Source organism: Mesorhizobium sp. M1406, assembly GCF_040317555.1.
Classification (GTDB): Bacteria; Pseudomonadota; Alphaproteobacteria; order Rhizobiales; family Rhizobiaceae; genus Mesorhizobium.
The window spans coordinates 36,266-51,433 of record NZ_JAMYKW010000025.1 but is presented as its reverse complement, the minus strand read 5'-3'; the positions used below and the strand labels follow the sequence as shown (position 1 = coordinate 51,433).

Sequence of the window (15,168 nt, the reverse complement as noted above, 5' to 3'; positions counted from 1 at the left end):
GGGATCGATGAGATGGCTGCTTCCGAAACGATCCTCAGCGTCAAGGACCTGCGTGTCCGCTTCCGCACGCTCGACGGCGCGGTCGAGGCGGTCAAGGGCATCAACATCCACGTCAACGCGGGCGAAACCGTTGCCGTGGTCGGTGAATCCGGATCCGGCAAGAGCCAGACGATGATGGCGGCGATGAGCCTGCTGGCATCGAATGGCGAAGCGACAGGCAGTGTCGACTATCGCGGCCGCAATCTTCTGACTCTGAGCAAATCCGAACTCAACAAGGTCCGTGGCCGCAAGATCAGCATGATCTTCCAGGAGCCGATGACCTCACTCGATCCGCTCTATTCGATCGGTAACCAGCTGACCGAACCGATCCGCCGGCATCGGGGCTTGAATGCCGCCGAGGCGCGCGAAGAGGCGCTCAAGCTGCTGCGCCTGGTGCATATTCCCGATCCCGAACGGCGGATGAAATCCTATCCGCACGAAATGTCGGGCGGCCAGCGCCAGCGCGTGATGATCGCCATGGCGCTCGCCAACGACCCCGACATTCTGATCGCCGACGAGCCGACGACGGCGCTCGACGTGACCATCCAGGCGCAAATCCTGATGCTCTTGGCCGAATTGCAGCGCAAGCTCGGCATGGCGATCGTCTTCATCACCCATGATCTTGGCATCGTCCGTCGCTTTGCCGACCGGGTCTACGTCATGCGCCAGGGCGAGGTTGTGGAGGAGGGCGAGGCCGAAGCCATCTTCGTCAATCCGCGGCATGCCTATACGAAAATGCTGCTGGCGGCCGAGCCGACCGGCAGCAAGGCGCCGCCGCCCGCCAATGCCCCGGTGCTGCTCGAAGGCAGGAATGTCGAAGTGACGTTCAGGATCGGCGGCGGGTTTCTTGCTGGCGAGCCGCTGATGCTGCGCGCCGTCGATCACATTTCGATCCGGCTGCAGCGCAACCAGACCATCGGCATCGTCGGTGAATCCGGCTCGGGCAAATCGACGCTCGGTCGCGCCTTGCTGCGGCTGTTGCCGAGCGACGGTGTCATCCGATTCGGCGACCGCGACATTTCCCAGGCCGACCGGCGGGCGATGCGGCCGCTACGGCGCCAGATGCAGCTCGTCTTCCAGGACCCGTTCGGCTCGCTGTCGCCGCGCATGACCGTCGGCCAGGTCATCACCGAAGGGCTTCTGGTGCATGAGCCGAACCTTTCGGGCAAGCAACGCGACCAGCGCGCGGTCGAGGCCTTACGAGAAGTCGGCCTCGATCCCAACGCCCGCAACCGCTACCCGCACGAATTCTCCGGCGGCCAGCGGCAGCGCATCGCCATTGCCCGCGCCATGATCCTAAAGCCCAAGCTGGTGGTGCTGGACGAACCGACCTCGGCACTCGACCGCTCGGTACAGAAACAGATCGTTGAACTGCTGCGCAAGCTGCAGGCCGACCACGAGCTGTCCTACCTCTTCATCAGCCACGATCTGTCGGTCGTGCGCGCCATGGCCGACTACATCATCGTCATGAAGCAGGGCAAGATCGTCGAGGAAGGACCGACCGAGGCGATCTTCAGCAATCCGCAGCACGTCTACACACAGACGCTGATGGCCGCGGCAATCGACGTCACGCGGTTCCGGTTGAGCGCCTGAGACGGTAGCCGCCAGGTGGGCGCGCAAGGCACCAAGGCGGCGCCTGTTCGCTCAGTCCGTTGATCTTGCGCACTTGTTTGCCCGTGCCGCGACTATGGCTTGTTGCTGTTGCTTCAGCCGGTCGATCCTGGCCGTTTCACGGTCGGCGACCGCGGTTTTCACGCGCGCGCCGCCCAGCAGCCAGCGGGGAACGTTGGTGTTCGCGACCTTGCCGCGGGTGATTGCGGTTCGCGAGATGTCACGGGCGACGTCTCCCAGCGCGCTGTTGAGCTCGGTGCATGTCATCGAATCGTATTTCGCCGGATCGATGGTTTTGCCGATCGATGAACAGCCGGCGACAAGAAACAGCGCAATCATCAGGGCCAGAGGCGAGGCTGTCGTTGAATTCGAATTCATGTCGCATCCGGCTTGCCGTTTCATCGACCCCATCGTACCGCATCGAAGTATCTAGGGCCGACGGCCATTTCGTCAAAGTTTGCGATCGCGAAGGAACCTGTCGCCGAGCTGAGCCTTTCCGGCCGATGCAACGTTCATCGCACCGCGCCCGCCCTCAAAACTATCGGGTTGTTCATTCAATTTCCCTGGAAATTCTCACGCTGCTTCAGCGACGAATGTCGTTGGGGGGCAACCGCCGAACACTGCCTGAGCGATGTCGGTCTCGTTTTCATCAACATGCGCCGTCACCAAAACGATCCCCTCGGTACCGCGATCATCCGTCTTTGCGGCAGTCGTGGTGAATGTTGCGAACAGGCCGCCTGCAACGCCGCCACAGACGGCACCGGCCGCTGCTGTTGCCCATACGCTTGCAGCAAGAGGATTGATGCCGTGGGCTGCAACAGCGCTCAGGCAGGCCAGCCCGCTGGCGGCACCGCCAAGGACGGACCCCAACGCGGAAACCAATAGAGTTCCCGCTTCGTCACGATAAGGTCCGATGATGGCAATCTGTACCCGTGGAATTCCGGCCGCCACCAAGTCGCCGGCGACCCTTGCCGCTTCGGCATGGGAATCAAAAAGTCTGCTAATTGTCGGCATGGTCACTCAAGGCTTTTGACTGTTCGTCAGCGTGTCGATGACGAAGGACGCGGCAATCAGGTCGTCACCCCGAATTCGGCCCTCGCGGTCCTCCATGATGGCCGCGACCTTCTGGAAGGTCTTTATTTCGCCCGCGGTGATCTGAGCCTCCTGCATCCTGGCCTTGAGGTCAGCCACGCGCACCCCCAGCGCTTGGGATATTTCAGTCTCACGGTTCAACATGGCGATCTGCATCCGTTATTGGGAAGCCCGTCGCCTCGAGGGCGGCGGGCTTCAGCCGCAAGCGGCTGGTTCAGTCGATGATCTTGATGATCTTGTGGGTGTCCGGATCCACAACAACTGTTCGGTTGTCGATCACCGTGTAGCGGTATTTGACGTTGGGGACTTCGTGAAGCTCGACCGTTTCGGGCAGCGCTGTTCCGATATTGAGTTCCACACCGGGAATCTTCACCGAAGCGAGGGGCTGCTTTTTCACATATTCACGGATGACTGTTTCCTGCTCGGGCTGGATGATGATGTCCTCGGCTGCGGCTGCGCCGACACCTGCAAGCAGCAAAAGCGACGCCGCGGCAGCGGCAAGATGCATTTTCATGAATTCCTCCTTTGCAAACCGGCGCAGCACAACATCGTCCGCGCCAAACCACCGAACTTGGGGAAAGTGCAAACGTTCCCAGGGCTGGGCTTCGGTCGGGCGAGGCATGAGACCTAAGTCCGATCGCGAAACGCAATGGTCTGATCCCAGGCGTTGCTCGGAACGGCCACTGTTTGCGGTCGTTGTCGGCTGCATGTTGCGGGAGGAAACCGATGGAGAAGAGTGTTGGCCAGGCGCGCTGGTTGCTCGCACCAGTCTTCACGGTGGCCATCACCTTGATGGTGATTGGAGTAGCTCTTGGCTGATCGTTCAGGAGAATTACCCACGAAGGTTTGCATATCGGCGCAGCTACGTCCCTTCCTGTGCCGATAGGGTTCGCTCGCCGGGTGCCAATCCTGGCGAGCGAACCCTCGTTTCCATACCGCAACTATGCCAACAGGCGCATTTGGTTCCAACAACGCGCAACCGATTTCAGATTGGATAGAGAAGTCTGGGCACGTGTGCGGCTAACAAGCCAACGGCCCGGCTCCAAGCCGGGCCATTGGGCAGTCGGCGATCAGTAGCCGTCGTCTTCGATCACCACGGGATTGTGGCGATGATGGCGGTGAGTGGAGATGGAGCCTGTCACGACGACGGTGTCTCGACGATGATGCCGGCGCCCATGGTCATAGAATGCAACGGTACCGTGGCGACGGTGGTGCAAGCGCTGTCCGTCTTCGTTGATGATTTTGACGCTGCTGTGGTGTCGATGATGGGTTCTGATAACCACATCGGCCTCGGCTGCCGAAGCCATCACGGGCAATCCCAAGGAAAGCGCCAAAGCGCAGATGACCATTGTTTTCATTGCAATTTCTCCATCGCCTTAATTAGCCCTTCGTCGGATAACCGCCGCTTCTCCCTTTGGTTCCGGGTTTTCCTTGCGGGCAGCCGGACGGCAGCGCGGTAAGTCGAAGGACGGGCGATCATCGCCTGGGGCTGAGAAGGGAGCTGCCTCTCGCTCGTGGTACTTGCGGAGACGATGTGTCCGGCCGGGTCAGTCGCTCACATCAGGCAACACAACGATCTGCCCCAAAAGTCGCAATATCTGGCTACTGCCTCCGGCAGTTCCTTGCATGACCGCTCGTCGTCCGCATGGGAGGGCGCACAACATCATTTGGCTCGTTGGAGCGGTGGTCATCGTGATAGCGATCTTGAGCTTTTTTGGCCTTCGCTAAGCGCGACGTCAACGATGTCCAGCGGCCCTTATCTGAATGGGATCAATCGAAGCCGACACCGCGGAAGCGCCGCAAACGGGTCGGCCGAAGATCGACAGGCATCATACTGACGACGAGGGGCAAGACTCTTGGCCCGTCTCGCCAAGGGGAGAGCTATTTCGCTCCATTTTCAGGCGGGATGTATGTTTGAGCGCCAAAGTCGGGATGCGCTAACACTTTGTTTTTCTGGTCGGAGTGGCAGGATTTGAACCTGCGACCCCCTCGTCCCGAACGAGGTGCGCTACCAGGCTGCGCTACACTCCGTGACCAGACCGCGGGCTTATAGCCGCCACACTTCGTTCCTGCAAGCGGCAATGGCAGCGCTTCTGTCGCATTTCGTTCGCTTTCGTCGGGCATTTCCGCCAAGCCCGGATTTCGGTCCGGGATAAACGTGGCTTAAAGCCTTGTGTGCTAAGCCGCAGCTCTCGATAGATCGTATTTTCTGCCGCCTGGAGTTCTGCTGTCTTGCCCCCAAAAATCGTTGGCGACGCCCGGCCCAATAGTTTCGAATTCGAAACCGAAGCGCTGATCAAGGCGTCCGGCTTTCGCGAATACGATGCGCGCTGGTGGTTCGGCCATCCCGGCTCCGCGCAGTCGCCGGAACTCAATCTGATCGGCGTCCAGGCGCTCGGCATGGGGCTTGGCACGCTGATTCGCCGTCTTGGCGCCGGCCCCGATATCGTCACCGGGCATGATTTCCGTTCCTATTCGCTGTCGATCAAGCTGGCGCTGGTGTCGGGCCTGATGGCCGCCGGAGCGCGGGTGAAGGATATCGGCCTGGCCTTGTCGCCCATGGCCTATTTCGCCCAGTTCGCGTTGGATATCCAATCCGTCGCCATGGTCACGGCCTCGCACAACGAAAATGGCTGGACCGGCGTCAAGATGGGCGCGGCGCGGCCGCTGACCTTTGGCCCCGAGGAGATGAGCGCGCTGAAGGCGATCGTACTGGCAGGCGATTTCGACCTCGCCGGCGGCGGCTCCTATGATTTCGTCCGCGATTTTCGCGCGACATATCTCGACGATCTGACCCGCGACAAGCGCATTGCGCGAAAGCTGAAAGTGGTCGCCGCGTGCGGCAACGGCACCGCCGGCGCCTTTGCCCCGCAAGCGTTGGAACGCATCGGCTGCGAGGTGATCCCACTCGATGTCGAGCTTGACCACACCTTCCCACGCTACAACCCCAATCCCGAGGATATGCGGATGCTGCATGCCATCAGGGACAAGGTGCTCGAGACCGGGGCCGATGTCGGCCTTGGCTTCGACGGCGACGGCGACCGTTGCGGCGTCGTCGACAATGAAGGCAACGAGATCTTCGCCGACAAGGTTGGCGTGATGCTGGCGCGGGATATTTCGAGCCAGTATCCGGGCTCGACCTTCGTCGTCGACGTCAAGTCGACAGGCCTGTTCAACACCGACGCAGTTCTGCGCGCGAATGGCGCCGTCACCGATTACTGGAAGACCGGCCACTCCTACATCAAGCGCCGCGTCGCCGAGCTTGGCGCGGTCGCCGGTTTCGAAAAGTCGGGCCATTTCTTCTTCAACCCGCCGATCGGCCGCGGTTACGACGACGGCCTGGTCACCGCCATCGCCATCTGCCAGATGCTGGATCGCAGCCCCGGCAGTTCGATGGCCGATCTCTACCGCGCGCTGCCGCTGACCTTTGGCACACCGACCATGTCCCCGCACTGCGCGGACGATGTGAAGTATGGCGTAGTCGATCGGGTGGTTGCCGACTTTCAGGCCATGAAGCAGGGTGGCGCCACCTTCGCCTGCCAGAAGATCGCGGACCTCATCACCGTCAACGGCGTGCGCGTTGTCGCCGAGGACGGCACCTGGGGGCTGGTGCGCGCCTCGTCGAACAAGCCGGAACTGGTCGTGGTCGTCGAAAGCCCGGTATCATCGCAGCGCCGCCGGCAGATGTTCGACGCCGTCGACGCCGTGCTGCGCCGCAGCCCCGAGGTGGGCGCCTACAACCAGACTTTTTGAAATGGTAGTTCAATGACCGAGCGGATTGTGAGTTTTGTCATGAGCGGCGGCGTCGGCTCGCGGTTGTGGCCGCTGTCGCGCGAGGACAATCCCAAGCAGTTCCACGATCTGTCGGGCGACGGCTCGATGCTGGCCAAGACCTTACGCCGGCTGATGGCCCGGCAGGAAGGCGAAACGCCGATCTTCCTGATCGCCGCGGAGCGTCATGCCAACCGTGTCCACGCTGACCTCGCCGGCCTCGATCTCGCTGGTGGCGGTCCGCTGTTCGAGCCGACCGGGCGCAACACAGCCGCCGCTGTCGCACTGGCGACATTGCGCACTTTATCCGAATTCGGCGACAGCCTGGTGCTGGTGGTGCCGTCGGACCATGAGATATCGACCCCGCGCCAATTCTGGCAGAGCGTCGAAGCTGGCGCCGAGGCGGCGCGCAGTGGCCGGTTGGTTGTGTTCGGCATCAAGCCGACGCAGCCTGAGACCGGCTACGGCTATATCGAGGTCGCTGCCGAAGGCGGCGGCACCTTCGACGTGTCGCGCTTCGTCGAGAAGCCGGATCTGGCGACTGCGCAGAGCTATCTCCAGGCCGGAAATTTCTACTGGAACACCGGTATCTTCCTGTTTCGCGCCGGCGCCATGCGCGATGCCTTTATGGCGTTCCAGCCTGATATCTGGCAGGCCACCGAAGCAGCCTACAAGGCCGCGACATCGGATCTCTCCGGCCTCTACATGCCGCTTGAACTCTACGCCGCCATCCCGTCGAACTCGATCGACTACGCCATCATGGAGCGGGCAAAAGACATCGCCATGGTGCCGGCCGGCTTCCGCTGGAACGATCTCGGCTCGTGGCAGTCGCTGCTCGATGTCGGCCCCGCCGACGACCAGGGCAATGTCATCATCGGCGATGTCGTCGCCATCGACTGCGAAAACTCCTACATCCGCAGTGACGGCCGCCTGCTGTCGGCGATCGGCATGAAGGACGTCGCCATCGTCTCGACATCGGACGCCACCTTCGTCGCCCCGGTCAGCCACAGCCAGCACGTCAAGAAGATCGTCGAGCAGCTCGAAAAGTCGGGGCGGCTGGAAACCAGGTTCACGCCGGCGCAAGACCGCGTCATCGAAAGCGGCGCCTGGCGGCGGCGCGTGCACCATTGGCTGTTTCAGGAGACCTTGCCGTTGTGGTCGACATCGGGCGTCGACGAACGCCATGGCGGTTTTCATGAAGCGCTGGGCCTGGACGCCTCGCCGCTGATGAAGCCCAAGCGCATGCGCACCACGGCTAGGCAGGTCTATGCCTTCGCCGTTGCCCGGGCGCGCGGCTGGGACGGCCCGGCCGACCGGTTGATCAGCCACGGCATCGCGTTCATGGCCGGGAAGGGCCGCACCGACAGGGGTGGCTGGGTTCGCACGCTGAATGTCGATGGTTCGGTCGCCGATGCCACCGAGGATGCCTACGATCATTCCTGTGTGCTGCTGGCGCTGGCGCATGCGCATATGTCGGGCAATGCCGACGCCTTAAGGCTCGGTGAGGAAACCTTCGCCTTTCTCGATGCGCATCTCGAGGACAGCCGTATGACCGGCTTCCTCGAAACGTCGGGCGGCGAAGGCGAGCGCCGCTCCAACCCGCATATGCACCTGCTCGAAGCCTTCCTGGCTTGGTACCAGGCCACCGGCGAGCGCGCCCATCTGCGCCGCGCGGCGCGCATCATCGACCTGTTCCGTAGCCATTTCTTCGATTCGGAAAGCTGGACGCTTGGCGAGTATTTCGATGCCGAATGGAAGCCGTCCGCCGGCGAGAAAGGCTCGTGGACCGAGCCCGGCCATCACTTCGAATGGGCCTCGCTGCTGATCGATTTCGCCGGGCGCAGCGGCCAGGCCGAGCTGAGCGGCTTTGCCCGAAAACTCTATGCCTCGGCCATCGCCAATGGCCTCAACCGCGCTACCGGACTTGCCTATGGCGCCGTCTCGCGGCAGGGCCTGCCGCTTGACCAGATATCACGCAGCTGGCCTCAGGCCGAGGCGATCAAGGCGGCGATCGCGCTGGATGGCTCAGGCGGTCCTGATCTCAAGCCGGAGGTCGAAGCCCGCGTCGGCCGGCTGTTTCGCTGGCACATCGACCCAGCGCCGCTCGGCCTGTGGATCGACCGCATCGACGAGCGTGGCCGCTCGCTGGCAACTGATGTTCCGGCCAGCATCTTCTATCATCTGGTCTGTGCGCTGACGCAGTATCTGGACAGCACAACGGAAAAGGCCGCGTAGGATCGGCTCAGTACGGGCTCGCCACGTCCCCGATCTCGACATAAACCGACTTCAGCTGCGAATACAGCGCCAGTGCCGCCAGGGAATTCTCGCGCCCGATGCCGGACTGCTTGAAGCCGCCGAACGGGATTTCCACCGGCGTCAGATTATAAGCGTTGATCCAGCAGGTGCCGGCTTGCAGCTCGGCAATGACGCGATGGGCGCGCGGCAGGTCGCGCGTGAAAACGCCGGCGGCAAGGCCGAATTCGGTGTCGTTGGCGCGGTCGATCACCTCTTCCTCGCCGTCGAATTTCAGCACGCTCATGACCGGCCCGAAAATCTCTTCACGGGCGATACGCATGCCATCGGTGACGTCGGTGAACACCGTCGGTTCGACGAAGAAGCCGCCCTGGAAACCCTGAAGTGAAGGCACGTTGCCGCCGCAGGCAAGTGTCGCGCCGTCCTGCTTGCCGATTTCGATATAGCCGACCACCTTCTCGTGCTGCGCCTTTGAGACCAGCGGACCCATCTGAGTTTCGGGGTCGAGCGGGTCGCCGATGCGGATTTTCTTGGTCCGCTCGACCAGCCGTTCGACGAAACGGTCGTGGATGCCGCTCTGCACGAAGACCCGTGTGCCATTGGAGCAGATCTGCCCGCTCGAATAGAAATTCCCGAGCATGGCGCCGCCGATGGCGTTCTCGATGTCGGCATCGTCGAAGACGATCAGCGGCGACTTGCCGCCGAGCTCCATCGTCGCGTGCTTCATCTTCGAACCGGCGAGCGACAGCACCTTGCGGCCGGTCGGCACTGAGCCTGTGACCGAAACCTTGGCGACGACATCGTGTCCGACGAGGCCGGCGCCGACATCGCCATAGCCCTGCACGACATTGAACAGTCCGTCGGGCAGCCCCGCCTCGCTGTAGATCTCGGCCAGCGCCAGCGCTGACAGCGGCGTGTTTTCCGACGGCTTGAACACCATCGCGTTGCCCATGGCGAGCGCCGGTGCGGATTTCCAGCCGGCGATCTGGATCGGGTAGTTCCAGGCGCCGATGCCGACACAGACGCCGAGCGCTTCTCGCCTTGTGTAGGCGAAGGGCCCGCCGAGATCGACCGACTCGCCATTGTACGCGGCGACCGCACCGCCGAAATATTCGAGGCAGTCCGCTGCCGAAAGGGCGTCCGCCACCAACGTTTCCTGGATCGCCTTGCCGGTATCCAGCGTCTCGATGCGGGCGAGGTCGGCATTGCGAGCGCGCAGGATGTCGGCGGCGCGGCGCAGGATACGCCCGCGCTCGACCGGCTTCAGCCGCGCCCAGGCGGGCTGTGCGGCACGCGCCGCTTCGACGGCCAGTTCCAGCACGTTCGGCGTCGCCGAACGCAGCATGGCGATGGTCTCACCGGTTGCCGGATAGATGACCGGCAGCGGCGCGCCACCTTCGTCCTCGATGTAACGTCCGTTGACATAGTGCGATGCCGTGGGCTGGGCGCGCATGGGTGGTCTCCAAATGGTCTGCTCCCCCAAATGGGCGGCTCAATCTATCGGGCAGCTCAATCTGTCGGGTGGATCATGCTCTATCTGTCCGACGCCTGCCAGCGCGGATTGATCCATGGTTCCTGATTGGACGGCGCCAGCGGCGTGCGGCCAAGGATGTGGTCGGATGCCTTCTCACCGGTCATGATCGAGGGCGCGTTGAGGTTGCCGTTGGTGACGCGCGGGAAGATCGAGGAATCTGCGACCCGCAAGCCTTCGACACCGATGACCCGGCACTCCGGATCGACGACGCTCATCATGTCGTCGGCGCGGCCCATCTTGCAGGTGCCGCAAGGATGGTAGGCGCTCTCGGCGTGGTCGCGAATGAAGACGTCGAGATCATCGTCCGACTGTACGTGCGAGCCCGGCGAGATTTCCTTGCCCCGATAGGGATCGAACGCCGACTGGCCGAAGATTTCGCGCGTCAGCCTTATGCAACGGCGGAACTCCGCCCAGTCGTCTGGGTGCGACATGTAGTTGAAGCGGATCATCGGCTGCGATTTCGGGTCCGGCGAGCGCAGCGTCACCGAGCCGCGCGACTTCGAACGCATCGGCCCGACATGCGCCTGGAAGCCGTGCGCCTTCGCCGCCGCCTTGCCGTCATAGCGGACAGCTGCCGGGATGAAGTGGTACTGGATATCGGGGTAGTCGACGCCGGCACGTGAGCGCACGAAGGCCGCCGCTTCGAAATGGTTGGTGGCGCCAAGGCCGGTCTTGAAGAACAGCCACTGCGCGCCGATGAGCGCTTTCGAAAACGGGTTGAGCACGGAATTGAGCGTGATCGGCAGCAATGATTCCTGCTGGATGTAGAGCTCCATATGGTCCTGCAAATTGCGGCCGACGCCGGGCCGGTCGGCCACCACGGCAATGCCGTTTTCGCGCAGATGCTCGGCTGGGCCGATACCGGAAAGCATCAGGATCTTGGGCGAATTGATCGACGATGCGGCGACGATCACCTCACGTCGTGCCTTAACGACCTGAATCTGTTTGCGAGCTTCGATCTCAACGCCGATGGCGCGTTGATTCTCGATGATCACCCGCCGAGCAAAGCCTTTGACCAGGCTCACATTTTTGCGCCCAAGCGCCGGCTTCAGATAGGCCGATGCCGCCGACCAGCGACGGCCGCCGCTGATGGTTTGCTCCATCGGCCCAAAACCTTCTTGCTTGGAACCGTTGTAGTCGTCGGTCAGTTCGAACCCGGCCTGGCGGCCGGCCTCGACAAAGGCGCCGTAGAGCGGATTGCGGCGCGAGCCGCGCTGCACATGCAGCGGCCCACCGTGACCGCGCCAGCCGTCCTCGCCGCCGTCGGAGTCCTCCATGCGCTTGAAATAGGGGAGCACGTCGGCAAAGCTCCAGCCAGCCGCACCCTCTTCGGCCCAATGGTCGAAGTCGCGCGCATGGCCGCGCACATAGACCATGCCGTTGATCGAGGACGAGCCGCCGATCACCTTGCCGCGCGGTGTCGCCAGCACGCGGCCGCCGAGATGCGGTTCCGGCTCGCTGGCAAAGCCCCAATCATACAGGCTCATGTTGAGCGGGATCGACAGCGCCGACGGCATCTGGATCAGCGGCCCGATATCATTGCCGCCGAATTCGATGACGATGACCGAATGCTTGCCGTCCTCGGACAGGCGATAGGCCATGGCCGAGCCGGCCGAGCCGGAGCCGATGATGACGAAATCCGCTTCAAGCATGGTTCATATGCGCCATAAAATCGGCGAGCGAGACATTGCCGCCGGTAGCCACGACAAGGACGGTCTTGTCCTTCACATCCACCTTGCCGCCGAGCAGTGCCGCGAGCGACGCCGCTCCCGATGGTTCGAGCACCAGCTTCATGCGCTCGAAGGCGATCCGCATGGCGCGCCGCACCGAGGAATCGTCGACGGTGATGCCGCGAACACCAGCGGTCTTGACCGCGGCAAAGGGCGCGTCGCCCGGCCGACGCGACATCAGCCCATCGCAGATCGACTTCGGCCCGATCGGCATCGTCTCGATGCTGCCACGCGCCAGCGACGCGCCCATACCGTTGAAACCTTCCGGCTCGACGCCGATGATTTCAGTGGCCGGCGAGAGATAGTGGAAGGCAAGCGAAACGCCGCCGATCAACCCACCGCCACCGACCGAGCAGAACAAAAGGTCGGCGCTGGAACCCTTGGCCTCAAGCTGGTCGATCGCTTCGAGACCGGCGCCCGCCTGGCCGGCGACGATCTCCGGGTCGTCGAACGGATGCAGCAGGGCCAGACCTTCGGTCTCGGCGATCTCGCGTGCCTTGGCGGCGGCGACCTCTTCTCGCGCACGCTCGCCATGGTCGGTGAGCACGACACGAGCGCCATAGCCTGCCGTGGCGTCGCGCTTGGCGACCGGTGCGTCGATCGGCATGACGATGGTGACGGGAATGCCAAGCGCCTGGCCGGCAGCCGCCAGTCCTTGCGCGAAATTGCCGGAGGAATAGGCGACGACGCCTTTCCTGGTTTCGTCAGTCGAAAGCTGCTTTAGACGCCAGTAGGCGCCGCGCACCTTGAACGAGCCTGCCCATTGCAGCGATTCCGGCTTGACGAAAACGCGTGCCGCACCCGTCTCACGGGCCAGTGCCGTCGATTCGAGCAGCGGCGTGATCTGCGTCGCCCGTGAGGTGACGGCATAGGCCTGTCTGAGATGGTCGAGCGAGGGGACGAGAAGGTCTGCCATCATTCGCCTCGCGGATACCTTTTGCTCTCTTCGAGATTGTCGAGGTTCATGTGGTTGCGCATGAAACGCTCGGACGCCTTTTGCAGCGGCTGGAAATCCCAGGGGTAGTAGGCGCCGTTGCGCAGCGCCGGATAGACGACCCAGCGGCGCGCCTGGCTTTCGCGGACGGCGGCATCGAAGCCTACCATGTCCCAGCGCGCCCGAACCTTGTCCATGAAATTAGCCACCAGGCCCGCATAGGCTGGGCTCTCCGCCAGATTGTTTCGCTCGAGCGGATCGGTTTCGAGATCGAACAACTGCGGTGGATCGAGCTCGCAATGGACGAATTTGTATCCGCCGTCGCGGATTGCCACCAAGGGCGCGCAGGAGCCTTCCGCCGCATACTCCATCAACACAGGCGCGGTGCGCTCAATGCCCTCTGTGAGCGGCAGCAGCGACTGGCCGTCGGTCCACGGCGCGATCGCCTCAATGTCGATGCCGGCGAGGTCGCAAAGCGTCGGTGTCACATCAAGATTGGAGACCGGCGCCTCGATCAGCCCGGCTGGCACCCCCTTGCCGGCAATCATCAGCGGCACCCGCGCCGAGCCTTCGAAGAAGCTCATCTTGAACCACAGGCCGCGCTCGCCGAGCATGTCGCCGTGGTCCGAGCAGAACAGGACGATGGTATCGTCGGCCATGCGGGTGCGCTCAAGCACGTCCAGAAGCTCGCCGAGCTTGTCGTCGACATAGGAGATGTTGGCGAAATAGCCGCGCCGCGAACGACGGACCTGCTCTGGCGTGATCTCGAAAGAGGAATAGTCGCTGGCGTGGTACAGCCGCCGGGAATGCGTATCCTGTTCGTCATGCGCGATGAACCCGGTTTCCGGATCCAGCGCCTGGCAACGTTCATAGAGGTCCCAATACTGCTTGCGCGCGACATAGGGATCGTGCGGGTGCGACAGCGAGACAGTGAGGCACCAGGGCCGATGGTTCGCATCGTCCTGTTCGCGCGAAAGCTGATAGAGCTTCTGCGTGGCCAGGAACACGACCTCGTCGTCATACTCCATCTGGTTGGTGGTCTCGGCGACGCCGGCGCCGGTGACCGAACCCAGATTGTGGTACCACCACTCGATGCGCTCGCCCGGCTTGCGATAATCCGGCGTCCAGCCGAAATCGGCCGGGTAGATGTCGGTGGTCAGCCGCTCCTCGAAACCGTGCAGTTGATCAGGCCCGACGAAATGCATCTTGCCCGACAGGCAGGTGTAGTAGCCGGCGGCGCGCAGATGATGGGCAAAGGTCGGGACCGATGAGACGAATTCGGCCGCATTGTCATAGACACCGGTGCGCGACGGCAACTGCCCGCTCATGAACGAGGCACGGCCCGGCGCGCAGAGCGGCGACGCCGTGTAGTTGTTGGCAAAGCGCGCCGAACGTGCGGCCAACGCTTTCAGATGCGGTGTGTGCAGAAACTCTGCTGGGCCGTCCGGAAACAGGGTCCCGTTGAGCTGATCGACCATGACGATCAGGAAATTGGATTGCTTCGTTGTCACTGTTTGCGCCGCTCGCCAAGTTTGGTTTCGAGATAGTCCTCGACCAGCGCGATCGCGGTCGCGGCATCAGGCACGCCGTCCTTCAACGCCCGCCTGATATAGAGCCCGTCGATCATCGCCGCTGTCGCTTCGGCGGCGCGGTCGGCTTCGGCTTTGGGCAGGATGCCGGTCAGGCCGCTCATCAAATTGGAGTGCAGACGCCGCGCGTAGACCCTGAGCAACCGGCGCAAGGCCGAGGATTTCTGTGCCTCGACATAGAAGGCAAGCCATGCGGCGATGGTTTGCGGCTGGAACTGAATGTCGGAGAAGTTGACGCCCACCACGGCCGAGACGCGCTCGCGCGCGGTGCCGGCTGATTGCAGGGCGCGTCGCATGTCGATGGTCAGTTCGGCCAGGATGTGCCGCATCGTCGCCAGCAGCAATTCGTCCTTGGCGCCGAAATAATGATGGGCAAGGGCGGACGATACGCCGGCGCGCCCGGCGATCTCGGACATGGTCACGTCGAGTGAACCGCGCTCGCCGATCGCCGAGATCGTCGCATTGATGAGCGCCTTGCGGCGCAGCGGTTCCATTCCGACTTTCGGCATCTCGCTATGATCCTTTGAAGCAGGATTATTTTTTATTGACGGGTCAATCAACAAAAAAATCAGCACTGGCTTTGTTTGTACCAAGCGATTGTCCGATTCCAGCCCT

At 62.7% G+C, this 15,168-nt stretch carries 13 protein-coding genes and 1 tRNA gene; 3 read left to right on the top strand and 11 right to left on the bottom strand.

The annotated features are described in order from the left end of the window. Positions 1 to 12: 12 nt before the first annotated feature. Positions 13 to 1,632, top strand: coding sequence for an ABC transporter ATP-binding protein (locus NKH03_RS20590; protein WP_352970168.1), 1,620 nt, complete (start codon positions 13 to 15; stop codon positions 1,630 to 1,632). A 51-nt stretch (positions 1,633 to 1,683) separates the two neighbouring features. Here NKH03_RS20590 and NKH03_RS20585 read toward each other — a convergent pair whose 3' ends face one another. From NKH03_RS20585 to NKH03_RS20560, 6 genes are all read right to left on the bottom strand, one after another. Then, positions 1,684 to 2,028 carry a hypothetical protein gene (locus tag NKH03_RS20585; RefSeq protein WP_352970166.1) on the bottom strand — a complete coding sequence of 115 codons (345 nt, stop codon included), beginning with the start codon at positions 2,026 to 2,028 and terminating at the stop codon, positions 1,684 to 1,686. Positions 2,029 to 2,223: 195 nt separating this feature from the next. After that, positions 2,224 to 2,664, bottom strand: a complete 441-nt coding sequence (locus NKH03_RS20580) for a hypothetical protein (RefSeq protein WP_352970164.1) — start codon at positions 2,662 to 2,664, stop codon at positions 2,224 to 2,226. Between the two features lie 6 nt (positions 2,665 to 2,670). Further along, positions 2,671 to 2,886 (bottom strand): hypothetical protein, encoded by a 216-nt coding sequence (locus NKH03_RS20575; protein ID WP_352871106.1) that lies wholly within the window; start codon positions 2,884 to 2,886, stop codon positions 2,671 to 2,673. A 70-nt stretch (positions 2,887 to 2,956) separates the two neighbouring features. Then, positions 2,957 to 3,256, bottom strand: coding sequence for a DUF1236 domain-containing protein (locus NKH03_RS20570; RefSeq protein WP_352871104.1), 300 nt, complete (start codon positions 3,254 to 3,256; stop codon positions 2,957 to 2,959). A gap of 556 nt (positions 3,257 to 3,812) precedes the next feature. Then, positions 3,813 to 4,100: a hypothetical protein gene (locus NKH03_RS20565; RefSeq protein ID WP_352970162.1), complete on the bottom strand. Its 288-nt coding sequence runs from the start codon at positions 4,098 to 4,100 to the stop codon at positions 3,813 to 3,815. A gap of 596 nt (positions 4,101 to 4,696) precedes the next feature. Then, positions 4,697 to 4,773, bottom strand: a tRNA-Pro gene (locus NKH03_RS20560). A gap of 201 nt (positions 4,774 to 4,974) precedes the next feature. On the opposite strand from NKH03_RS20560, the gene NKH03_RS20555 reads away from it, so the two are divergent. Next, positions 4,975 to 6,495 carry a phosphomannomutase/phosphoglucomutase gene (locus NKH03_RS20555; protein ID WP_352970161.1) on the top strand — a complete coding sequence of 507 codons (1,521 nt, stop codon included), beginning with the start codon at positions 4,975 to 4,977 and terminating at the stop codon, positions 6,493 to 6,495. A gap of 12 nt (positions 6,496 to 6,507) precedes the next feature. Beyond that, positions 6,508 to 8,748, top strand: a complete 2,241-nt coding sequence (locus NKH03_RS20550) for a mannose-1-phosphate guanylyltransferase/mannose-6-phosphate isomerase (protein WP_352970159.1) — start codon at positions 6,508 to 6,510, stop codon at positions 8,746 to 8,748. A 7-nt stretch (positions 8,749 to 8,755) separates the two neighbouring features. Here NKH03_RS20550 and betB read toward each other — a convergent pair whose 3' ends face one another. From betB to betI, 5 genes are all read right to left on the bottom strand, one after another. After that, complete coding sequence (gene betB / locus NKH03_RS20545) at positions 8,756 to 10,219, bottom strand: betaine-aldehyde dehydrogenase (RefSeq protein WP_352871062.1); 1,464 nt, start codon at positions 10,217 to 10,219, stop codon at positions 8,756 to 8,758. Between the two features lie 80 nt (positions 10,220 to 10,299). Continuing rightward, a complete protein-coding gene (gene betA / locus NKH03_RS20540) occupies positions 10,300 to 11,952 on the bottom strand; it encodes a choline dehydrogenase (protein ID WP_352871060.1) in 1,653 nt (550 codons plus the stop codon). Further along, entirely contained in the window at positions 11,945 to 12,949 is a 1,005-nt protein-coding gene (locus NKH03_RS20535) for a threonine/serine dehydratase family protein (RefSeq protein WP_352970157.1), read from the bottom strand. The genes betA and NKH03_RS20535 overlap by 8 nt, the downstream gene beginning before the upstream one ends. After that, positions 12,946 to 14,475 carry a choline-sulfatase gene (gene betC / locus NKH03_RS20530; protein WP_352970156.1) on the bottom strand — a complete coding sequence of 510 codons (1,530 nt, stop codon included), beginning with the start codon at positions 14,473 to 14,475 and terminating at the stop codon, positions 12,946 to 12,948. Before betC ends, NKH03_RS20535 begins: the two co-directional genes overlap by 4 nt. Further along, positions 14,472 to 15,062 (bottom strand): choline-binding transcriptional repressor BetI, encoded by a 591-nt coding sequence (betI, locus tag NKH03_RS20525; RefSeq protein ID WP_352970153.1) that lies wholly within the window; start codon positions 15,060 to 15,062, stop codon positions 14,472 to 14,474. Before betI ends, betC begins: the two co-directional genes overlap by 4 nt. Between the last annotated feature and the right edge of the window lie 106 nt (positions 15,063 to 15,168).

Excerpts from the sequence above, each read along its gene's own strand:
- NKH03_RS20590 (WP_352970168.1), top strand. The coding sequence starts at position 13 with ATGGCTGCTTCCGAAACGATCCTCAGCGTCAAGGACCTGCGTGTCCGC.
- NKH03_RS20570 (WP_352871104.1), bottom strand. The coding sequence starts at position 3,256 with ATGAAAATGCATCTTGCCGCTGCCGCGGCGTCGCTTTTGCTGCTTGCA.
- betA (WP_352871060.1), bottom strand. The coding sequence starts at position 11,952 with ATGCTTGAAGCGGATTTCGTCATCATCGGCTCCGGCTCGGCCGGCTCG.
- NKH03_RS20565 (WP_352970162.1), bottom strand. The coding sequence starts at position 4,100 with ATGAAAACAATGGTCATCTGCGCTTTGGCGCTTTCCTTGGGATTGCCC.
- betI (WP_352970153.1), bottom strand. The coding sequence starts at position 15,062 with ATGCCGAAAGTCGGAATGGAACCGCTGCGCCGCAAGGCGCTCATCAAT.
- NKH03_RS20535 (WP_352970157.1), bottom strand. The coding sequence starts at position 12,949 with ATGATGGCAGACCTTCTCGTCCCCTCGCTCGACCATCTCAGACAGGCC.
- NKH03_RS20575 (WP_352871106.1), bottom strand. The coding sequence starts at position 2,886 with ATGTTGAACCGTGAGACTGAAATATCCCAAGCGCTGGGGGTGCGCGTG.
- NKH03_RS20585 (WP_352970166.1), bottom strand. The coding sequence starts at position 2,028 with ATGAATTCGAATTCAACGACAGCCTCGCCTCTGGCCCTGATGATTGCG.
- betB (WP_352871062.1), bottom strand. The coding sequence starts at position 10,219 with ATGCGCGCCCAGCCCACGGCATCGCACTATGTCAACGGACGTTACATC.
- NKH03_RS20550 (WP_352970159.1), top strand. The coding sequence starts at position 6,508 with ATGACCGAGCGGATTGTGAGTTTTGTCATGAGCGGCGGCGTCGGCTCG.
- NKH03_RS20580 (WP_352970164.1), bottom strand. The coding sequence starts at position 2,664 with ATGCCGACAATTAGCAGACTTTTTGATTCCCATGCCGAAGCGGCAAGG.